Source organism: Candidatus Methylomirabilota bacterium, from assembly GCA_035315345.1.
In the GTDB taxonomy this organism is placed as follows: Bacteria; Methylomirabilota; Methylomirabilia; order Rokubacteriales; family CSP1-6; genus CAMLFJ01.
The window spans coordinates 1-20,175 of the sequence record DATFYA010000212.1; the positions used below are offsets into that span (position 1 = coordinate 1).

Annotated in this window: 18 protein-coding genes; 13 read left to right on the plus strand and 5 right to left on the minus strand. The window is 71.4% G+C overall.

Annotated features, from left to right (window positions below; all coding sequences use genetic code 11):
* Both VKN16_27075 and VKN16_27080 read right to left on the minus strand, forming a co-directional pair.
* The coding region (locus VKN16_27075) for a hypothetical protein (protein ID HME97882.1) at positions 1–315 on the minus strand (315 nt) is incomplete at its 3' end.
* 6 nt (positions 316–321) lie between these two features.
* Positions 322–3,270 carry a type II secretion system protein GspG gene (locus VKN16_27080; GenBank protein ID HME97883.1) on the minus strand — a complete coding sequence of 983 codons (2,949 nt, stop codon included), beginning with the start codon at positions 3,268–3,270 and terminating at the stop codon, positions 322–324.
* A gap of 166 nt (positions 3,271–3,436) precedes the next feature.
* On the opposite strand from VKN16_27080, the gene VKN16_27085 reads away from it, so the two are divergent.
* On the plus strand, positions 3,437–5,563 hold the full coding sequence (locus VKN16_27085; GenBank protein ID HME97884.1) for a hydantoinase/oxoprolinase family protein: 2,127 nt from the start codon (positions 3,437–3,439) through the stop codon (positions 5,561–5,563).
* 2 nt (positions 5,564–5,565) lie between these two features.
* A complete protein-coding gene (locus tag VKN16_27090; protein HME97885.1) occupies positions 5,566–7,311 on the plus strand; it encodes a hydantoinase B/oxoprolinase family protein in 1,746 nt (581 codons plus the stop codon).
* 57 nt (positions 7,312–7,368) lie between these two features.
* On the opposite strand, the gene VKN16_27095 is transcribed toward VKN16_27090, so the two are convergent.
* Positions 7,369–7,623 carry a hypothetical protein gene (locus VKN16_27095; protein HME97886.1) on the minus strand — a complete coding sequence of 85 codons (255 nt, stop codon included), beginning with the start codon at positions 7,621–7,623 and terminating at the stop codon, positions 7,369–7,371.
* A gap of 473 nt (positions 7,624–8,096) precedes the next feature.
* On the opposite strand from VKN16_27095, the gene VKN16_27100 reads away from it, so the two are divergent.
* From VKN16_27100 to VKN16_27150, 11 genes are all read left to right on the plus strand, one after another.
* The gene (locus VKN16_27100; GenBank protein ID HME97887.1) at positions 8,097–9,059 is read left to right on the plus strand and encodes an extradiol ring-cleavage dioxygenase; all 963 of its coding nucleotides are present in this window, start codon (positions 8,097–8,099) and stop codon (positions 9,057–9,059) included.
* Between the two features lie 25 nt (positions 9,060–9,084).
* Entirely contained in the window at positions 9,085–10,386 is a 1,302-nt protein-coding gene (locus VKN16_27105) for a Rieske 2Fe-2S domain-containing protein (protein ID HME97888.1), read from the plus strand.
* Positions 10,386–10,673: a hypothetical protein gene (locus tag VKN16_27110; GenBank protein HME97889.1), complete on the plus strand. Its 288-nt coding sequence runs from the start codon at positions 10,386–10,388 to the stop codon at positions 10,671–10,673. Before VKN16_27105 ends, VKN16_27110 begins: the two co-directional genes overlap by 1 nt.
* A gap of 72 nt (positions 10,674–10,745) precedes the next feature.
* Positions 10,746–11,930, plus strand: coding sequence for an amidohydrolase family protein (locus VKN16_27115; protein HME97890.1), 1,185 nt, complete (start codon positions 10,746–10,748; stop codon positions 11,928–11,930).
* Positions 11,931–11,941: 11 nt separating this feature from the next.
* Positions 11,942–12,097, plus strand: coding sequence for a hypothetical protein (locus VKN16_27120; protein ID HME97891.1), 156 nt, complete (start codon positions 11,942–11,944; stop codon positions 12,095–12,097).
* Positions 12,094–13,257 (plus strand): LLM class flavin-dependent oxidoreductase, encoded by a 1,164-nt coding sequence (locus tag VKN16_27125; GenBank protein ID HME97892.1) that lies wholly within the window; start codon positions 12,094–12,096, stop codon positions 13,255–13,257. The genes VKN16_27120 and VKN16_27125 overlap by 4 nt, the downstream gene beginning before the upstream one ends.
* A gap of 23 nt (positions 13,258–13,280) precedes the next feature.
* The gene (locus VKN16_27130; protein ID HME97893.1) at positions 13,281–14,072 is read left to right on the plus strand and encodes a thioesterase family protein; all 792 of its coding nucleotides are present in this window, start codon (positions 13,281–13,283) and stop codon (positions 14,070–14,072) included.
* 50 nt (positions 14,073–14,122) lie between these two features.
* Positions 14,123–15,499 carry an aspartate aminotransferase family protein gene (locus tag VKN16_27135; GenBank protein ID HME97894.1) on the plus strand — a complete coding sequence of 459 codons (1,377 nt, stop codon included), beginning with the start codon at positions 14,123–14,125 and terminating at the stop codon, positions 15,497–15,499.
* Positions 15,496–16,890 (plus strand): amidase family protein, encoded by a 1,395-nt coding sequence (locus VKN16_27140; GenBank protein ID HME97895.1) that lies wholly within the window; start codon positions 15,496–15,498, stop codon positions 16,888–16,890. The genes VKN16_27135 and VKN16_27140 overlap by 4 nt, the downstream gene beginning before the upstream one ends.
* Before the next feature lie 23 nt (positions 16,891–16,913).
* Positions 16,914–17,738: a polysaccharide deacetylase gene (locus VKN16_27145; protein ID HME97896.1), complete on the plus strand. Its 825-nt coding sequence runs from the start codon at positions 16,914–16,916 to the stop codon at positions 17,736–17,738.
* Positions 17,735–18,478: an SDR family NAD(P)-dependent oxidoreductase gene (locus VKN16_27150; GenBank protein HME97897.1), complete on the plus strand. Its 744-nt coding sequence runs from the start codon at positions 17,735–17,737 to the stop codon at positions 18,476–18,478. Before VKN16_27145 ends, VKN16_27150 begins: the two co-directional genes overlap by 4 nt.
* Before the next feature lie 6 nt (positions 18,479–18,484).
* Here VKN16_27150 and VKN16_27155 read toward each other — a convergent pair whose 3' ends face one another.
* Together VKN16_27155 and VKN16_27160 are read right to left on the minus strand one after the other, a co-directional pair.
* Positions 18,485–19,267 (minus strand): SDR family NAD(P)-dependent oxidoreductase, encoded by a 783-nt coding sequence (locus tag VKN16_27155; GenBank protein HME97898.1) that lies wholly within the window; start codon positions 19,265–19,267, stop codon positions 18,485–18,487.
* Positions 19,268–19,386: 119 nt separating this feature from the next.
* Entirely contained in the window at positions 19,387–20,157 is a 771-nt protein-coding gene (locus VKN16_27160) for an SDR family NAD(P)-dependent oxidoreductase (GenBank protein ID HME97899.1), read from the minus strand.
* Between the last annotated feature and the right edge of the window lie 18 nt (positions 20,158–20,175).

Consider the following 20,175-nt stretch of genomic DNA (forward strand, 5'->3'; position numbering starts at 1 on the left):
GTCGAGCAGCTTGGCCAGCTCGTCATCGTACTTCGTCCGGCCCACGCCGGGCACCACCGCGTAGTCCCGACAGGTGGTATCCGCGGCCGTCTGCAGCGCGGTGGTCGCCGTCTTGGGCAGCGGGTCGAGCAGGCGCACCACGTCGAACTGGTCGACGTGGGTGAGCGGTCCCTTCGTCAGCTGGATCTGGGTGGTGCCGCGAAAGAGCTGGATCGCGCCGCTGTCGATCAGCACCGGTATCTGCCACTCGACGAGGCCGCGCCCGCGCAGCGCATGCCGCAGCGAGCTGGGCTTCTGGATCCGCCAGTCCGGCACGTGACGCTAGGCGGTCGGCATGGTCTCGTCGAACGCGATGTCCAGCGCGCTCGTCGGCGTGTACTCGTACCATTGGCCGATCAACGACGCCTCCGCCCAGCTGGTGATGTCGGCAGCCTCGCCCTCCCCGTCGGGCTCGCCGTCGGAGCCCAGCGTGAACAACTCGAAGTCGGTGTAGGCGCCGGGGCTGCGGTACTGGTACGGACGGCCCCATGGGTCGGCCGGCGGCACCGGCCCCAACGGGGCCAGCGCGGCGAGCCCCTGAGCGGTGGTCGGGTAGCCCCCGTTGTTTTGCTTGAAGCGCTCCAGCAGCGCGATGATGCCCTGCATCTCGTCCCACGCCTTCAGTTGCAGCGGCGTGAGCAGCGGGCGGGCATTGTCCACCGTGTTGGCGGAACGAATGCCCGGGTAGTTGGTATTGGCATAGGCCTGCATCTCGGTGGCGATGGTCATGTACGGGTGCGTGTCGGGCAGGCCGTCGAGGGTGCCGGTCTCGAGGAACGAGACGAAATCGCGCTCGAAGCCGGGCCGGATCGTCAGCACCACCCGGGCGCTGCCCGACTTGAGGAACACGCGGTGCAGGAAATCCGGGTGGTCCAGATACTTCTTGAACTCCCAGCGCGCCGTGTGTGACCAGAAGTACGGGTACAAGAAGAACAGCATGTTCTCCCACTCGATGGCCTGGTGCAGGAACTTGATGACCTCGCCGTGGGCGAGCACCAGGCCCCACAGCGACGCGTCCAGCACCGCGCCGTTCGGTCCGTAGAGATCGGGCGGCAGGCCCGGCGGCACGAAGGTGAAGGTCGGGCCGAAGAGCCAGCGCAGGACGTGCTTCATCACTTCCTCGCGCTCGATCTTGCGCAGGCTCAGCGCGTCCTGCGCGCTCAGCTCCTCCTGTAGCTGGGCGAGGCGGTCCTTCAGCATGGTCCGGTTCTGCTCGTAGCGGGCCTGCGCCGCCTCGCGCAGCGTTCCCCACACGCGCTGGCGCCAGGCGTCGTACGCGGCCCCGCTGAGGCCGAACCAGAGCTTCAGCTGGATGTCGAAGGCCGAGACCCACTTGGTGCCCACCGACATGGTCAGCGCGCCGCCCACCCCGAGCCACGTGTTCAGATCCGGCCGGATCTCGAAGTGGTAGTCCTCGTCCGTCCACGCCCACCACCGCCAGTTATTGGACCAGCCACGCACCACGTAGCCGTCGGGCACCGCGACCTCGAAGGTGGTGTAGTCGCTGTCGTTGGACGAGTCCTTGTTGGGCCAGTTGCGGGTGAAGGCCTTCGTGACCGGGATCTCATCGGCCGGCGGCGGCTCGACCGGCACGCCGTACTGCGCGGCCAGATCGAGGTAGTTGTCGCGGGTGATCTGCTTCGGGGTCAGGTCGAAGCGCGCCCAGGGCAGGCTCGCGGTCGACTCCCCGAACCCTTCCTGGAGCGCCGCCGTCACCGCCTTCAGCTCGACGAGCTTGGAGAGGATGTCGGAGCCCGGCTCGGGGATGGTCAGGTCGTACGTCATGCGCAGGCCGTAGCGGTAGAGATCCACCCGCCACTTGCGCACCAGCTGGTAGTAGTCCACGCGGGTGGTACGGTCGTCGAACGGGTTCTTGATCAGGCGCACCGCCTGATCCTCCGTCCCCGAGGCGGAGGCCACCTTGAACGAGGTCTTGTGCTCCTTCTTGGAGCGCGAGGACGCCTTGCGGGTCAGCTCGTTGCTCTGGTTGCGCGCGGTCTGCTGCGAGACGCTGGCGCTGTTCGAGACGTTGTAGTTCGCGGTGGTCGAGATGCTGACCGGCCCCCACCCGCCCGAGGCGGTGACCCCGAGGTCGAACCCGCTGGTGTGCTGCTGCTGGTTCGTGGTCGACTGGGTCAGCTCGCTCTTCTCGGTGACGCCCTCCTCGCTGAAGGCCTCGATGAAGTCGGTGACGATGCGCTCGAACTCCTCGGAGGTGTTCGACCACTCCTTGTGGGTGATGTTCACCTGCTCGCCCGGAGACAGCGGCACCGAGTACTTCAGCTCGCCGCGCTCGATGCCGGCCGGGATGAAGGAGAGGCGCTCGAGGTGCAGCATGCCCACCGGCTCGATCTGCAGCCGCTGCTCGAAGGCGTAGTTGGCGTCCTTCGTCGCGGTCACCAGGGCGAGGGCCGACGCGCGGAACTGGGCCAGCGTATAGGTGGCCGCGCCCGGCCCGATGCGCGCGGCCAGCGCCATCGTGTGCTCGGCCTGCGCCTTCTGCACGTCGTTGGCGGCGGCCCAGGCCATCAGCCGTCCGACCGCGATCGGCGGCGCCATGGGGGCGACCGCCGGCTCCGGCTTCGCCGGCGGCTGCACCACGAAGGCCCCCGCCGTCGCGATCTGGCCGATCGAGTCGGCGGCGGCGCGCGCCCGCCTGGCCGCCGTGCGGGCGGCTGGGCCGGTGAGGGCCGCGGGCTGACTCTCGTAGCGGTACACCTGGGCGCCGGGCGCGCCGGGCAGCACCATCTGCGGGTCCAGCGTGTACTCGCGCGGGATGGTGGACTGCGCGCCGGGCCGCGTGCCGCCGCTCGGGCCGGTCGTGGCCTCGTAGCGAGCGAGAATCGCGGCGTGGCTGCCGATGGTCTGCTCGACGGCTTGCTGGCGGACGGCCTGCAGCTCGGCCCCGAAGCGCAGCAGCAGGCGCGCGGGCACTGCGGCCATGCGCTCCATCATGGACAGCGGCAGCGAGGCGCTCGGCGACTCGGGCGACTCGGCGACGACGGCCTGGATGGTCTCCAGGTGCACGCGGTCGGGCTCGGGCAGCGGCGGCTCGCCGGTGGTCAGCCGCCGGATGACGACCGCCATCTCCTGTACCGTCGGGCGCAGCGCGGCCAGGTAGGCCCACTTGTCGAGCGCGCGCCCGGGCTCGTGCACGGGTGGGCGCGGGGTCTTGATCGGCGTGTACGTGGCCCGTGGCAGGCTGCGCTTGGAATGCTCGAGATCGGCCATGGCTCTCTCTCCGCGAGCGTCCCCATCGAGCACGACGCCCGCCCCGCCGTCGATACTGCGCCGGCTCCGACGCGGGCGTCAAGGCGGCAGGTGGCCCGCGTTGCTTGACTCCGCCTCCGCCCTCGACTAGGCTCGCCAGCATTCCCGGACCGAGGACACGCCGACCATGTCCGCCGACGAGCATCGCTCTGCCGCCACGCCACGACGCGCCGCCAAGCTCGTCGGCGTCGACGTGGGCGGCACCTTCACCGACCTGGTGCTGGTCGACGAGACCACCGGCGAGGTACGGGTGGCCAAGGTCCCGACCACGGTGGCCAACCAGGCCGGCGGGGTGCAGGCGGCGCTGGCCTCCGTCGACACGCGGGCCGCCGACATCGAAGTGATCGTGCACGGGACGACCACCGCCACCAACGCCCTGCTCGAGCGGAAAGGCGCGCGCACCGGGCTCATCACCACGCGCGGCTTCCGCGACGTGCTGGAGCTGGGACGCCGCACCCGGCCGACGCCCTACGGGCTCAAGGGCACGTTCGAGGCGCTGATCCCGCGCGACCTGCGCCTGGAAGTCGACGAGCGCGTGGACGCCGAGGGGCTGGTGGTCACGCCGCTGGCCCTCGACCAGGTGCGCGAGGCCGTCGCCACGCTGCGCGCGCGGGGCGTCGAGGCGCTCGTCATCCACTTCATGCACTCCTATCTCAACGACGCGCACGAGCGGCAGGCGCGCGAGGCCGCGGCGGCGCTCTGGCCCAACGCCTACCTCACCGCCGGGGCCGCGCTGCTGCCCGAGTACCGCGAGTTCGAGCGCGGAACGACCGCGGCCATCAACGGCTTCGTGCAGCCGGTGATCGACCGGTACCTGCGCACCCTGGCCGGCGAGCTGGCGCGGCAGGGCTACCGGCGCGAGCTGCTGGTCATGCAGGGCAACGGCGGCACCATGTCGGTGGACGTGGCCGCGCGGCACGCGGTCAGCACGCTGATGTCGGGGCCCGCGGCGGGCGTGAAGGCGGCCGCCTACACCGCGCTGGCCGCCGGGCACCGGAACATCATCAGCTGCGACATGGGCGGAACCAGCTTCGACGTGGGGGTGATCCGCGACGGTCGTCCCGCGCTCACCGCGGACAAGGAGATGGGCTACGGGCTGCCGGTGCGCGTGCCGATGATCGACATCCACACCATCGGCGCCGGCGGCGGCTCGATCGCCCGGGTGAACTCGGCGGGCATCCTGCAGGTGGGACCGGAGAGCGCGGGCGCCGATCCGGGCTCCATCTGCTACGGGCGCGGTGGCGAGGAGCCGACCATCACCGACGCGAACCTGCTGCTGGGCCGCCTGAACCCGACCGGGCTGCTCGGTGTGCAGCAGGCGGCACGCCTGGACCGCATCCGCGACATCTTCGACAAGAAGATCGGCGCGCATCTGGGGCTCCATCCGGACGAGGTGGCCGCCGCGATCGTGCGCGTGGCCAACGACAAGATGGCCGGCGCGATCCGGCTGGTGTCGCTGCAGCGCGGCCACGATCCGCGCGACTTCGTGCTGTTCGCCTTCGGGGGCGCGGGCCCCCTGCACGCCGTGGCCCTGGCCCGCGAGCTGGCCATCCCGCGCGTGCTGGTGCCGGCGCGACCGGGCATCACCTCGGCGCTGGGCTGCCTGGTCGCCGACGTGCGCCACGACTTCGTGAGGACGATCAACCAGGGCGTGCTGCGGATGGACGTGGAGGCGGCGCATCGGATCCTGGCCGACCAGGTGGCCGAGGGCCGGCGGCTGCTGGCCACCGAGGGCGTCGAGGTCGAAACGGTGAGCGTCCAGCACGAGGCCGACATGCAGTTCGTGGGGCAGACGCACGTGCTCACCGTCGCCATCCCGCGGACCGACTTCGCGCGCGAAGAGCTGATGAGCGCGTTCGAGAAGGCCTACTGGGAGCGCTTCGAGGTCGAGCTGCGCGAGATGCGCGCCCAGGTGGTGAGCCTGCGCACCGCGGTGATCGGCCGCCGCCGGCCGGTGTCGCTCGAGGGGCTGATCGCGCTGGACCGCGGCGGCGCGGCCGCGCCGGCCGGGCGGCGGCGCGTGTGGTTCGACGCGGGCTGGCAGGAGACGCCGGTGTACCGGCGCGAGCAGCTCGGCGCCGGCGCCGCGCTGGTCGGGCCGGCCATCGTGGAGCAGCTCGATTCCACCACCGTGATCGAGCCGGGGGATCGCCTGCGCGTGGACGCGCTGGGGAATCTGGAGATCACGGTGCGGGGGGTGGAAGCTGGCCCCTCACCCTGCCCTCTCCCCGGGGGGGAGAGGGGGAGAGAATGATGATGGACGCGATCGATCCGGTGACGCTGGTCGTGGTGCAGAACGGGCTGCAGCAGGTGGCGAGCGAGATGGACCTCACCTTCGAGCGCGCCGCCTTCTCGCCGGTGATCTCGGAGGGCTTCGACCGCTCCGACGGCATCTACGCGCGCGACAACGGCGAGGTCATCGCGCAGGGCGAGCTGGGGCTGCCCATCTTCGTGGGGGTCATGCAGTTCACCACCCGCGCGGTGATCGACCATGTGAGCGCGGGCGCCGAGCCGCTGCGGCCCGGCGACATCTTCATCGTCAACGACCCGTACTGCGGCGGCACGCATCTGATGGACGTGAAGATGGTGAAGCCGTACTTCTACCGGGGCCAGCTCTGGGCCTATCTCTCGAATACCGGGCACTGGCCGGACACCGGCGGCTCGGTGCCCGGCGGCTTCTCCACGCGGGCCACCGAGGTGCAGCAGGAGGGCCTGCGGCTGCCCCCGGTGAAGCTCTTCCGCGAGGGCGTGATGCAGCCCGACATCCTCAGCATCATCCTCGCCAACATCCGGGTGCCCGAGGAGCGCATCGGCGACATCAAGGCGCAGGTGGCCGCGCTCACCGTGGGCGAGAAGCGCCTCACCGCCCTGCTCGACCGCTACGGCGAGCCCACCGTGACCGCGTGCATCGCCGAATTGCGCCGCCGCTCCGACCGCATGATGCGGGCGCACATCGCCAAGATCCCCGACGGCGTCTACTCCGGCGAGGCCTTCGTGGACTCGGACGGCGTCGATCCCGACCCGCTGGCCGTCCGGCTCCGGATCAAGAAGGAGGCCACGGACCTGCACTTCGACTTCTCTCAGTCGAGCGGGCCGTGCCGCGGGCCGCTGAACAGCGTGATCGCCACCACCAAGGCCGCGGTGTACCTGGCCATCAAGCACATCTTCCCGGATGTGCCGATCAACGCGGGATGCTTCGAGCCGCTGCACGTGGCCGACCCGCACGGCACGTTCCTCTACGCGCGCTACCCGCGCCCGGTCTCGGGCTGCGCGGCCGAGGTCAGCTCGCGCATCGCCGAGTCGGTCTTCAGCACGCTGGCCCACGCGATCCCGGACGATCTCTTCGCGGCGCCCGCGGGCACCAGCGGCAACCTCACGCTCGGCGGTCACGACCCCTTGAAAGAGCGGCACTACATCATGTACGTCTTCAGCGGCGGCGGCTACGGGGGCAGCGCCGAGGACGACGGGCTCACCAACGGCTGCTCGACCATCGGCATCTCGAAGACGCAGCCCACCGAGGTGCTGGAGCAGCACTACCCGGTGCTGTTCGAGCGCTACGCCCTGCGCGAGCGCTCGGGCGGCGCGGGCAAGACGCGCGGCGGGTTCGGAGTGGACTACAAGATCCGGGTGCGGCGCGGCGAAGCGCTGCTGTCGTTCCTGATGGACCACGGCCGCTTCGGGCCGCCCGGGCTCTTCGGCGGCCGCGATGGGGCGCCCAACGAGGTGATCGTGCACCGGGAAGGGGGCGACTACGTCTCGCCGCACCTGTCGAAGGACGAGGACATCCGGCTGGTCGCCGGCGACAGCATCACGGTGCGCACGCCGGGCGGTGGCGGCTACGGCGATCCCCGGCGGCGCGATCCCGCTCTGGTGGCGCGGGACGTGGCGCGGGGATATCTGACGGCAGAGGATGCGGCGCGGGACTACGCGGTCGTCGTGACCGCGGCGGATCCCCCGGCCCTGGATCGCGCCGCGACCGACGCGCTCCGACGCCGCGGCTGAGCCTCATCCGCCGACCGCTGCCGGGCGGGCGCCCGGCAGCCGGCCGCGGAACTCCGGCTAGAACGTCTTCTTGAAGAACTCCTTGATGTTCTCGCCGCTGAACTTCGCCCCCTCGACGATGGTGTTGCCGATGCCCTTGGCCGTCTCCTTCACGCCCGGGCCCACCTTGCCATCGCCCATCTGCTTGGCGCCGCTCTCCACCTGCTTGGTCGCCTGGTCCACCTTCGTCTTGTCGGCGGCTCCGGCCACGCCGCTGGTCATCACCACCGCGGCGAAGAACGCCGGCGCCATCCACCACGCACGCGCTTTCATGACCGCCCTCCTCTCGTGATCAGCCATCCGTGGTCAGTCATTCAACGATCGCACCCGCCGGATTTTCGGCTCAACGAAAACCGAGGTATCCGAGAATGGCGAGCACGACCACTACCACCCCGATGATGTAGAAGACGTTGTACATCGTCAGTCCTCCCAGCCGTTTCCGGCTCCGATTCCCGTTTAAAGCCTCGTCCCCCGACGCCGCACACACAGCATCCCCCGTGCCAGGAGTCGAATCGCCCGCTCAACGCACGGATTCGTCCGGGCCGCGAGCCCGGACGCGACCGGGGCGAGCGCCGTCGGAAGTAACTACCGCGTCGTGGGACGACCCGGGCCGAGAGTTTCGGTGGCGGAGCCGAGAGGGCGTCGGGGCGCGGGCCGCCCCTTGACTTGCCGTCACCGGCGGCGGATTCTCGGCCCACCGAACGGCGGCTCGAACGTGGCCCGAGACGCGAGCACGGGGGAACGGCATGGCGCAGATCACGCTCGGCATCGGCAGCTCGCACAGCCCGATGCTGAGCACGCCCTACGAGGCGTTTGCCGGGCTCGGCGACCTCGATCGCGCGCGCCTGCGCGAGTTCGCGGCGAAGGCGCGCGAGTGCGCCGGGCGGATCGATCGCGAGCTGCGCCCCGAGGTCACCCGGGCCCGACACGACGCGACGCAGGCCGCGGTCCGGCAGCTCGGCGAGGTGCTGGCCGAGGAGGCACCCGACGCGGTGGTCGTCATCGGCGACGACCAGAACGAGTGGTTCGGCCCCGACCACCGCCCGGCCCTCTGCATCTACTGGGGCGAGTCGGTCGAGAACCTCCCGCCGCCGCGGGCGAGCGTGCCGCCGCTGCGGCAGCTCTCCTACTGGGGGCTCTACGGTGACGGGGCCAACCGCGCGTTTCCGGTGGACGCCGCGCTCGGCCGGCACCTCATCGAGACGCTCACGCACGACTTCGACTTCGACGTCGCGCACCTGCGCGTGCAGCCGCGCCACGGTCCGTTCGGCCACGCGTGGAGCTTCGTGCACCAGCGGCTGATGGGCGAGCGCATCGTTCCGATCGTGCCGGTGCTGCTCAACACCTACTATCCGCCGAACCAGCCGACGCCGCGGCGCTGCCATCAGCTGGGACGGGCGATCCGGCAGGCGATCGAGGACTGGCCCGCCCGCAAGCGCGTGGCCGTCCTGGCCTCGGGCGGGCTCAGCCACTTCTTCGTCGACGAGGAGCTGGACCGGCACGTGCTCGACCTGCTCGCCAAGAGGGACGGCGACGCGCTGAGCGCCCTGCCCCCGGCGCAGCTCGAGTCCGGCAACTCGGAGATCCGCAACTGGATCGCCACCGCCGGTGCGACCGAGCACCTGGCGATGCGCCTCGTCGACTACGTCCCGAGCTACCGGTCGGCGGCCGGGTCCGGAGTCGGCATGGCCTTCGCGGTCTGGCAATAGGCGGTCGCGCCACAGGAGGGAGCCGATGCTCTCGCACGAGGACAACGAGCTGCTGTGCCGGGTCGGCCGCGGCACGCCCATGGGCGAGCTGCTGCGCCACTACTGGATGCCGTGCCTGCCGTCCTTCGAGCTGCCCGCGCCCGATTGCCCGCCGAAGAAGGTACGCCTGCTCGGCGAGGACCTGGTCGCGTTCCGCGACAGCCGCGGCGAGGTCGGGTTGCTGGCCGCCAACTGCCCGCACCGCGGCGCCTCGCTCTTCTTCGGCCGCAACGAGGAGTGCGGGCTGCGCTGCTCCTATCACGGCTGGAAGTACGACGTGACCGGCCGCTGCGTGGACATGCCGAACGAGCCGGAGGAGTCCACCTTCAAGGACAAGGTGCGCGCCCGCGCGTACCCCTGCCGCGACGTCAACGGGGTGATCTGGACGTACCTGGGCCCGCGCGAGCGCACGCCGCCTCTGCCCGCGTTCGAGATCAACACGCTGCCCGCCGCGCAGGTGTACCCGCCGCTTCTGATGCTGGAGGAGTGCAACTGGGTCCAGGCGCTCGAGGGCGACATCGACTCCTCTCACATCGACTTCGTGCACGCCAAGCGCTCGCCCGACAGCCGACAGCGCGGCACGTTCCATCGCGACAAGCGGCCGCGCCTCGAGGTGCTGCCCACCGATTACGGCGCCTGCTACTCCGCGCGCCGGCGCTCGGACACCGAAGGGCTCTACTGGCACCGCATCACCCAGTTCATCCTGCCCTTCTACTCGATGATCGCGGCGAGCGACCCCCACATCGTCTCCGCGCGGGCCTGGGTGCCGCTCGACGACCACTACAACCTCCAGGTCGTGATGCGCGCGCGGCTCGATCGGCCGGTGACCGAGGAGGAGGCGCGGCAGGTGCGCGATCCCTTCGCGTCGTGGGGCGGCTACGTCGACTCCGGCGGCGACCCGTACCGCCGCTTCTACACCGCGGCCAACATCCACAACGACTACCGGCAGGACCACGCCTTGCTGAAGGACCTGACCATCGGCATCCCGTTCCTCGGCAACCTCCAGGATCGGGCGATGACCGAGACGATGGGGCCGATCTACGACCGGACGCAGGAGCACCTCGGGACCACCGACGCGATGGTGATCCTGGTGCGGCGCCGATTGATCGACGCGGCCCGCGCGCTGCGCGACCGCGGCGTGCTACCCGCGAACGTCGACGACCCCACGCTCTGCCGGGTGCGGCCGGCCTCGGCGCTCTTGCCCGAGGGCGAGAGCTGGATCGGCGCGACCGAGAAGGCGCGGCAGTCCGACGCCGGCGTGCCGATCGCGTGGGTGCCCTTCGTCTGATGCCCGACGCGCTCGCGGACGCCGCGGCGGCCGAGAGCGGGCGGCCGCTCGCCTACTACGAGGCGGTGCCCTACCTGCTGGTGCTCGAGTCGATCGAGCGCGGCGGCGAGTGGCTTCGTCGCGCCGAGCATCCCGAGCTGCCGGGCTGCGTGGCCGAGGCCCCTTCGGCGCTGGAGGCGCTCGACCGGCTGGACGGCGAGCGGCGACGGGTGCTGCGCGCGATGTGGGAGCGCGGCGCGCCGATCCCGGTGCCGCGGCCGCCGCTGCGCGAGCCGGGCGTCTCCTAGAGTCCCGCGGATCGCCCGCATGCGTCGCGGCCGATGCGCTCGGACGCGAACGGAGGTATTGTACCCCTCGCGATGATCATCGATTGCGACGGGCACATCCTCGAGCCGCCCGATCTGTGGGAGCAATACCTCGAGGCGCGCTACAAGGCCCGCGCCATCCGGATCCGGGTCGGCGACGATGGCTACGAGTACCTGGAGATCGACGGCCGGCGGGCCACCCTGCCCCGTCCCGGCCAGCTCGGCACGCTGGGCGGCATGGGCAAGCGCGTGGACGAGGCGCGGGAGCTGCGCGAGCGCGCCCTGCGCGGCGAGATCCGGCCCGAGGAGATGCGTGGCATCCGCCCGGGACCGGAGCAGACCTATCTCCGCGGCGCCGCCTTCGGCACGATGGACATGAAGGAGCGCGTCCAGCTGCTGGACCGCGAGGGCATGGCGAAGGCGGTCCTCTACCCGACGCTCGGCCTGCTCTGGGAAGCCGAGCTGATGGACGCCGAGCTGTCGGGCGCGTACTGCCGCGCCTACAACCGCTGGATCGCCGACTTCTGCCGCGACTCCGGCGGCCGGTTGATTCCCATCGCGCATCTGTCGCTGGGCGATCCCGCCGAGGCAGCGCGCGAGCTCGAGCGCGCGGTGCGCGACGGCTGCCGCGGCGCGTTCGTCTGCCCCTTCACGATCACGCGCGTGCCCCACGGCGCCCCCGCGCACGACGCGGTGTTCGCGGCCGCGCAGGATCTCGACGTGCCGCTGGCCATCCATCCCACCTTCGAGCCGCCCGCCTGGAACGTGCACCACCGCTACGACAAGTTCGGCTGGGCGGTGTGGTACTTCGACCTCTTCGCCGGCCACGGCGTGATGCAGGCCTTCGCCACCTTCTTCCAGCTGGGCGTGTTCGACCGCTTCCCGCGCCTGCGGGTGGTGGTGCTGGAATCGCAGGCCGGCTGGATCGGCTACTTCCTCGACCGTGCCGACGCCATCTTCGGCGGGACGACGCTGGGCGCGACCGTGCGGCTCCGCGAGACGCCGTCGTACTACTTCAAGCGCCAGTGCTTCATCTCCGCCGACCCGGACGAGCGGACGATCCCCGCCATGATGCAGCTGGTCGGCGAGGACCGCTTCTTCTGGGCCAGCGACTATCCGCATCCCGATCATCCCGGCAACTACCTCGAGGAGCTGAAGGAGATGGTGGCGCCGATGCCGGACTCGGCCCGGCACGCCATCCTGGGCGGCAACGTCGCCCGCGCCTACCACCTCTCCTGATCGGAGGTCCCATGAGCTACAACCGGATCCCGGCGGATGGCCATCTCGATGTGATCTGGCTGCCCCCCGACCTCTTCGTCTCGGAGGCGCCCGCCGCCCTGAAGGACCGCATGCCCTACGTGGCCGACGGGCCCGAACCGGCGGCGCCGGCGGGAGCGCGCGCATGATCACGACCTTCGGCAGCCTCTTCGCGGGCCACGTGGATCTCGACGACGAAGGGCTCGAGGGGACCGCGGCCAACGACCGCTGGCTCTCCGACGAGCGGCTGGCCACCGTCTTCCCCAAGAGCGAGGCCATCGCCCGTCTGATGGACCGGACCGGCTACGACATCTTCTGGCTGGCCGAGCACCACTTCCAGCGCGAGGGGTACGAGTGCATCCCCAACGTGCTGATGCTGGCCCTGCACCTCTGTCATCTCACGAAGAACATCCGGGTCGGCTGCGGCTTCAACATCGCGCCGATGTGGCACCCGATCCGGATGGCCGAGGACTTCGCCACCGTCGACTGGCTCACCAACGGCCGCGTGGTGTTCGGGGTCGGGCGCGGCTACCACACCCGCGAGGTCGAGGCCTTCGGGGCGCCGCTGCTCGATCAGAACGCCAATCGCGAGCTGTTCGAGGAGCAGGTCGAGATCATCATGAAGTCGTTCAACCAGCGGGCCTTCTCGCACCGGGGCAAGCACTACACGATCCCGCCGCGCGTGCCCTACCGCGGCTACGAGCTGGAGGAGATCACGCTGGTGCCGCGGCCCAAGACGCTGCCGGTGGAGTGCTGGCAGCCGGTGGTCAGCGCGAGCCCGCGTGCGCTCGACTTCATGGCGAAGCACGACATCCGCGGCATCATCGGGGGCGGCGCCGCGCCGGGCGGGGCCAACGAGAAGGTGGTCCACGCCTTCCGCGAGGCGCGCGCCCGCGCCGGGCACGAAGGCGAGCCGGGCGAGGGTCTCTGCATCGGCTTCTCGTTCCACATCGCCGACAGCATGGAGCAGGGCATCCGGGAGGCCACGCCCTTCTTCGAGGAGAACATCAAGATGTTCGCCCCGCTCGGCTTCGTGCCCGGGCTCACTCCCGAGCAGATCGAGGCGGTGGCCGACCCGAAGCGGGCGCGCGGAGCCAACCTGCCGACGCTGCGCCAGGCCATCAAGGCGGGCTCGTGGTTGATCGGGCCGGCCGAGCAGATCACCGAGCAGCTCATGGAGATCCAGCACAAGTACCCGGGCCTCGAGGTCGTCAACGTGGGTCAGCCGGTCGGCACCCCGCAGGCGGTGATCCTCGACCAGCTCGAGCGCTTCTCGACGCAGGTGATGCCGGCCTTCAAGCGCCGCTGACCCGCCGGCCGCCCCGCGCTCGCGTGAGCCCGCTCCCGCCGTTCTTCGCCGCCGACGGGGAGCGCTTCGTTCCGTCCGTGTCGGCACGCGGCCCGTGGAGCCCTCGGCATCAGCACGGCGGTCCGCCCGCCGCGCTCCTCGCGCGCGCCTTCGCGGGCCTGGCCGGGGCCGGTGGGCAGATCGCGCGGCTCACCTTCGACTTCCTGCGTCCGGTTCCCCTCGAGCCCCTGACCGTCGCGACGCGCGTCGTGCGCGCCGGCGCGAAGGTCCAGCGCCTCGCCGGCTCACTCCTCACCGAGGACGACGCCGTCGTGATCGAGGCCACCTGCCTCGTCATGCGCGTGGCCGCCGGCAGCGTGACCGTGCTCCCGGAGCCGCGAACGCCGCCCGTGCCGCCGGCCGAGAGCACGCCATTCGAGCTGCCGCTCATGAGCGGGGACCAGGGCTATCACCGAGCGATGGAGTGGCGACTCGCCAAGGGCGCCCTGGGCCGCGGGCCGACCGCGGCCTGGCTGAGGCCTCGCGTCGCGCTCGTCGCCGGCGAGACGCCGACGCCGCTCGAGTGCCTCGTCACGGCGGCCGACTCGGCGAGCGGCGTGGCGCTGGCCGTCGATCCTCGCACCACCACGTTCGTCAACGGCGACCTGACGATCGCCCTGCATCGCGCTCCCACCGGCGAGTGGACCTGCCTCGACGCCGCCACCAGCGGCGAACGCCACGGCATCGGGCTCGCGCGGGCGCGGCTGTGGGACACGGCGGGCCTGGTGGGTCGCTCGCTCCAGACGCTGCTGCTGGAGCCGCGAGCGGACCGCTAGCTCGCCCTCGCGGCCTGGAGGGCACTATAATCCGGTTCCGGAGGACCACCATGGCGACAACTCCCGTGAAGGCACCGCAGGCGCTGGCCGAGACGAGACGCTGGGCCGCGCCGGGATCGAAGTCGGCCGCGCTCTTCGCGCAGGCCCAGGGCGTGATGCCGGGCGGCAACACGCGCACCACCGTCTACATGGCGCCCTACCCGCCCTACGCGGCGTCGGGCGACGGCTGCTGGATCACCGACGTGGAGGGCGATCGCCGGCTCGACTGCCTGAACAACTACACCGCGCTGATCCACGGTCACGCGCATCCCGCCATCGTGGAGGCGGCGACGCGGCGCCTCGCCCTGGGCTCCTCGTTCCCCCTGCCCACCCCGGAGGAGGTGGAGCTGGCCGCGCTCCTCTGCGAGCGTGTGCCCTCGGCCGAGCGCGTGCGCTTCACCAACTCGGGCAGCGAGGCGGTGATGATGGCGATCAAGGGCGCGCGGGCCTGGACCGGCCGGCCGAAGATCGCCAAGTTCGAGGGCGCCTACCACGGCTCCTACGACTACGCGGAGGTGAGCCTCGCCTCGTCGCCTCAGCACTGGGGTAGCCTGGCCGCGCCGGCCAGCACGCCGTATTCCAGGGGCGTGCCGCCGGCGGTCCTCGACGACGTGGTGGTGCTGCCGTTCAACCACGCCGAGCTGGCGGTGGCGCGCATCGAGCGCGAGGCCCGGCACCTCGCGGCGGTGCTGGTCGACCCCATCCCGAACCGCGTGGGCCTGATCCCGGCGCAGCGCGACTTCCTGCGCGCGCTGCGCGAGGTGACGTCGCGGCACGGCATCGCGCTCATCTTCGACGAGGTGATCACCTTCCGGGTCGGCTATCACGGAGCGCAGGGGGTGTTCGGCGTCACCCCGGATCTCACCACGCTCGGCAAGATCATCGGCGGCGGCTTCCCGGTGGGTGCGGTGGTCGGCCGGGCCGACGTGATGGCGGTGTTCGATCCGACCGGCGGCAAGCCGGCGGCGCCGCACGGCGGCACCTTCAACGCCAACCCGGTGACGATGGCCGCCGGGCTGGCCGGCATGCGGCTGCTGACGCCCGACGCCTTCGGCCGGCTCGACGAGCTGGGGGCGAAGCTCCGCGCGAGCCTCGAAGCCTGCTTCAAGCGCGCCGGCGTGCCCGGCGCGGTCACGGGAATGGGCTCGCTCTTCCGCCTGCATCCGACCGATCGCGAGCTGATCGACTACCGCAGCACGCGCACGACGCCGGAGGAAGACGCGCGCCTGCACCGCATGGTGCGCGGGCTCATGGAGCGCGGCGTGCTGATGTCGATCACCGGGCTCGGCTGCCTCTCCTCGCCGATGGGCGACGCGGAGCTGGAGAGCCTGGTCGAGACGTTCGCGGCGGTGCTGGCCGCCGAGAGCGCCCCCGGGAACGGAGGATGATCCAGACCGACGCGCTCACGCTGGCCCGCCGGATCCGCACCAAGGAGATCTCGCCGGTCTCGGTGGTCGAGGCGGTGCTGCAGCGGATCGAGGCGCTCCAGCCCACGGTGAACGCCTTCGTCACCGTGACCGCGGACGAGGCGCGGGAGGCCGCCCGCCGGGCCGAGGCGGCGGTGATGGCCGGCGAGCGGCTCGGCCCGCTCCACGGCGTGCCGTTCTCGGTGAAGGACCTGCTCTTCACCAGGGGCACGCGGACGACGATGGGCTCGCTCATCTTCGCCGACCAGGTGCCGACCGAGGACGCGGTGCCGGTGCGGCGGCTGCGGGAGGCCGGCGCGATCCTGATCGGCAAGACGACCACGCCCGAGTTCGGCCACAAGCCCTTCACCGACAGCCCGCTGTTCGGGGCGACCCGCAATCCGTGGGACCTGTCGCGCACCGCGGGCGGCTCGTCGGGCGGCGCCGCCGCGGCGGTGGCCACCGGGCAGGGGCCGCTGGCCCTCGGCACCGACGGCGGCGGCTCGGTGCGCCTGCCCGCGTCCTGCTGCGGCATCGTCGGGCTCAAGCCCACGCTCGGACGCGTGCCGCACGTGCACCAGGCCGATCTCTTCTCCTCCACGTCCTACATCGGCCCGATGGCGCGGACGGTGGCGGAGGCCACCGCGTGCTTCGACGTCATCGTCGGCTTCGATCCGCGCGATCCGTACTCGCGGCCGGAGCCGTCCGACGACCCGCGCGAGGTCACGGTGCGCGGGCTGCGGATCGGCTGGCTTCCGCGCGTGGGCAACCACCTGGTCGATCCGGAGGTGCTCGGAGAATGCGAGGGCGTGGTGGGCTACCTGGAGGGCCAGGGCGCTCACGTCGAGACCATCGAGGAGGACCTCTCCGCGTTCGAGCGCACGTTCCTGATCGGGCTGCAGGCCGGCCTCGCCGCGCGGGTGGGCCCGCACATGGCGACGTTCGGCGACAAGGTCGCGCCGAGCCTGCGCGAGTCCATCGAGCGCGGGGCGCAGTGGACCGCGGTGGACTGGGTGAACGCGCTGGGCCAGCGGACCGCGATGTACCGGCGCGCGCACGGCTGGCTGCAGCGCTTCGACTTCCTGGTCTCGCCCACGCTCTCCCGCCCCGCCCTCCCCGTCGATCACGACGCCTTCCGTCCGATCTCCATCGCCGGGCAGGTCGCCGGCTCGATCCGCGGCGCCTGGTATCCGTATCTCTGGCCGTTCAATCTGTCGGGCCACCCGGCGGTGTCGCTGCCGTGCGGCTGGTCGTCCGACGGCCTGCCCATCGGCCTGCAGATCGTCGGCCCCTGGTACGGAGATCGCCGCGTGCTCGCCCTCGCCGGCCACCTCGAGCGCGAGCGCCCGTGCGCGCGCCCGATGCCGCTCTAACCCGCTCGCTCCGGAGGCACGTCATGCCGCTCTCGCCCAAGGGCTTCCCGGTCCTGCTCAGCTTCGACATCGACGCCGAGACCATGTGGACAGCCCGCGACCCCAAGAACGCCGAGCGCCCCATCGTGATGAGCCAGGGCGCCTACGGCTGGAAGGTCGGCATGCCGCGCATCCTCGACCTGCTCGCCCGCTACGGGCTGCGGGTGACGTTCTTCGTGCCGGGCCTCGTGATGGAGCAGCGGCCGGCCATGGTGGAGGCGATCCTCAAGGCCGGCCACGAGATCGCGCACCACTCGTGGTCGCACGCCTGGATCGTCAACCTCACGCTCGAGCAGGAGCGCGAGGAGATGGACCGGGGCATCGAGATCATCCAGCGCATGACCGGGCGGCAGCCGGTCGGCTACCGCTCGCCCGCCGCCGAGTTCAGCCCGCACACGTTGACGATGCTCGCCGAGTACGGGTTCGGCTATTCCTCGAACTACTTCGACGACGACTCGCCCTACCTGCATCGCATCGACGGCCGGCTGACCGACATCGTGGAGTTCCCGTTCGCCTGGGTGCTCGACGACGCGCCGTTCTTCCAGTACTCGATCACGCTGCCCGGGCGCACCATGCAGGCGCCGTCGGCGGTGTTCGAGGCCTGGCGGCGCGAGTTCGACGTGCTCTACCGCGAGGACCGCTACTTCTGCCTCGCCATGCACCCGCAGATCATCGGCCGGCCCTCGCGCATCACCCTGCTGGAAGAGCTGATCAAGTACATCCTCGGGCACTCCGGGGTATGGCTGGCCCGCTGCGACGAGGTGGCCGACGCGCTCCGCCCGGTGCTGCGCGCGGAGGCGCGCGCGTGAGGCTCCGCGGGCGCCGGGTGCTCGTGACCGGCGCCGCCTCGGGCATCGGGCTGGCGATCACGCGGCTCTTCCGGGCGGAAGGCGCTCGCGTGGCCATGCTCGATCGCGACGCGGCGGGGCTCGAGAAGGCGCATGCGGACGGCGCGGTCACCGCGACCTGCGACGTGGCCGACGAGCGCCAGGTGCGGGACGCCGTCGCGCGGGCGGTGACCACGCTGGGCGGGCTCGACGGGGTCGTCAACAGCGCGGGGATCGATCTGATGCGGCCGTTCGAGCAGATGACCGCGGCGGAATGGGCGCGCATCCTGGCGGTGGACCTCACGGGGCCGATGCTCGTGTGCCACGCCGCGCTGCCCGCGCTCAAGCGGGCTGGCCGCGGGACCATCGTGAACATCGCCTCCGGCGCGGCGCTGCGCCCGCTCGAGCAGCGGACGGCCTACTGCGCGGCGAAGGCGGGGCTCGTCATGTTCGGCAAGACGCTGGCGGTGGACCTGGCCGCCGACCGCATCCGGGTCAACGCCATCTGCCCGGGCATCATCGACACCCCGCTGTTCCGGTCATCGTGGGAAGGCGCGGCCGATCCGGAGGCCGAGCTGGCGCGCATCCTCGACCGCTACGTGATCAAGCGGCCGGGCCAGCCCGAGGAGATCGCGCAGGCCGCGCTCTATCTCACCAGCGACGAGTCGTCGTTCGTGACCGGCGCCGCGCTGGCCGTCGACGGCGGGCGCACGTTTCACTGAGCCAGATCACCCGACGAATACGCCCCCCGACGGGTGCAGGATCTCCCCCGTGAAGAACGCCGCGTCGTCGGAGGCCAGGAACAGCGCGGTGGCCGCGACCTCGTCCACCGTGCCGTAGCGGCCCATCGGCGTGAGGCCCATGGCCCAGCGGCTGCGGTCGGCGTCCGAGCGCAACGGCGCGGTCATCGGCGTCTCGATGAAGCCGGGGCCGATGGCGTTGACGCGGATCCCGTTCCGCGCCAGCTCCTGCGCCAGGCATTTCGTCGCCATCCACACGCCGGCCTTGCTGATGCTGTAGGCGCCGCCCGCCGACGGCATCCGCGACATGATCGAGCCCAGGTTGATCAGGCTGCCGCCCCGCCGGTTGGCGACCATCCAGCGGGCCGCCGCGCGGTTCGAGAAGATCACCCCGTAGAGATTCACGTCGATCACCGAGCGGAAGCGGTCGATCGGCATGTCGAGCATGGTGAACGGCTTGGTGGACGCCGCGTCCGGCCGCGGGCTCCCCACGCCGGCGGCGGCCACCAGCACGTCCACCGCGCCGAACGCCTGCACGCAGGCCGCGATCATCGCGTCGTTGGCCGCCTCCGCGGTGATGTCGGTCTGAAGCGCCAGGGCCTTGCGGCCCAACGCCTCGACGCAACGCGCGGTCTCCTCCGCACCGCCTTTGTCGAGGTCGGCGACGCACACCGTCGCGCCCTCCGAGGCGAAGCGGAGCGCGCAGGCGCGGCCGATGCCGCTGCCGCCACCGGTGATGACTGCGATCCTGCCTTCGAGCCGTCCGGGCATCTCGTCCTCCTTGGGATTCGGGGGCCTTACGCTTCCCCCTCACCCTGCCCTCTCCCCAGGGGGAGAGGGTAAGTGACCTCGCCTGCCCTCTCCCCAGGGGGGAGAGGGTAAGTGGCGGGTCAGATCATCCAGCGGCCGCCATCGATCAGGATCGACTGGCCGGTGATGTAGCGCGCGTCGTCGCTGGCCAGGAAGGCGACCACGCCGGCCACGTCCTCGGGCTCGGCCACGTAGCCCATCGGCACGCTGTTCCGCACCCGGTCGATCACCTCGCGCGGCAGCCGGTCGTGGGCGCGCGTGCGGATGGCCCCGGGGCACACCGCATTGACGTTGACCTGGAACGGGGCCAGCTCGCGGGCCAGCGAGCGAGTGAACCCGACCACCCCCATCTTGGCCGCCGAGTAGTCCACGAAGCCGACGTCGCCGTAGAACGCCGACTCGGTGGACATGTTGACGATGCGCCCGCTGCGACGCGCGCGCATCTCCTCGACGGCCAGACGGGTGGCCCGCATGGTCGCGAGCAGCGAGACCTCGATGACGAAGCGCCACGTCGCTTCCTCGGAGGCGTGGAACTCGCTGGCCCGCTCGCGGGCGGACTGGCCGACGTTGTTGAACAGGACGTCGATGCGGCCGAAGCGCCGGCGGATGGCCGCAAAGGCCTCGGCCACCGCGCGCTGATCGGTCCAGTCCGCGGTGATCGGCAGCACCTGCCGCCCGGCGGCCTCGATCTCCCGGGCCACGCTCAGGAGCGCGTCGCCCTCCCGATCGACCACCACCAGGTCGGCGCCCTCGCGGGCGAGGCGCAGCGCGCTGGCCCGGCCGATGCCGTTGGCCGCGCCGGAGACGACCGCGATCCGGCCGGTGAACCGCATTTCCCTCAAAGCTGCCATGATGGACCCTCTCCTCGG

Bases quoted from the DNA above. Each gene is read 5' to 3' on its own strand.
- VKN16_27080 (HME97883.1), bottom strand. From the start codon at position 3,270: ATGGCCGATCTCGAGCATTCCAAGCGCAGCCTGCCACGGGCCACGTAC.
- VKN16_27085 (HME97884.1), top strand. From the start codon at position 3,437: ATGTCCGCCGACGAGCATCGCTCTGCCGCCACGCCACGACGCGCCGCC.
- VKN16_27090 (HME97885.1), top strand. From the start codon at position 5,566: ATGGACGCGATCGATCCGGTGACGCTGGTCGTGGTGCAGAACGGGCTG.
- VKN16_27095 (HME97886.1), bottom strand. From the start codon at position 7,623: ATGAAAGCGCGTGCGTGGTGGATGGCGCCGGCGTTCTTCGCCGCGGTG.
- VKN16_27100 (HME97887.1), top strand. From the start codon at position 8,097: ATGGCGCAGATCACGCTCGGCATCGGCAGCTCGCACAGCCCGATGCTG.
- VKN16_27105 (HME97888.1), top strand. From the start codon at position 9,085: ATGCTCTCGCACGAGGACAACGAGCTGCTGTGCCGGGTCGGCCGCGGC.
- VKN16_27110 (HME97889.1), top strand. From the start codon at position 10,386: ATGCCCGACGCGCTCGCGGACGCCGCGGCGGCCGAGAGCGGGCGGCCG.
- VKN16_27115 (HME97890.1), top strand. From the start codon at position 10,746: ATGATCATCGATTGCGACGGGCACATCCTCGAGCCGCCCGATCTGTGG.
- VKN16_27120 (HME97891.1), top strand. From the start codon at position 11,942: ATGAGCTACAACCGGATCCCGGCGGATGGCCATCTCGATGTGATCTGG.
- VKN16_27125 (HME97892.1), top strand. From the start codon at position 12,094: ATGATCACGACCTTCGGCAGCCTCTTCGCGGGCCACGTGGATCTCGAC.
- VKN16_27135 (HME97894.1), top strand. From the start codon at position 14,123: ATGGCGACAACTCCCGTGAAGGCACCGCAGGCGCTGGCCGAGACGAGA.
- VKN16_27140 (HME97895.1), top strand. From the start codon at position 15,496: ATGATCCAGACCGACGCGCTCACGCTGGCCCGCCGGATCCGCACCAAG.
- VKN16_27145 (HME97896.1), top strand. From the start codon at position 16,914: ATGCCGCTCTCGCCCAAGGGCTTCCCGGTCCTGCTCAGCTTCGACATC.
- VKN16_27155 (HME97898.1), bottom strand. From the start codon at position 19,267: ATGCCCGGACGGCTCGAAGGCAGGATCGCAGTCATCACCGGTGGCGGC.
- VKN16_27160 (HME97899.1), bottom strand. From the start codon at position 20,157: ATGGCAGCTTTGAGGGAAATGCGGTTCACCGGCCGGATCGCGGTCGTC.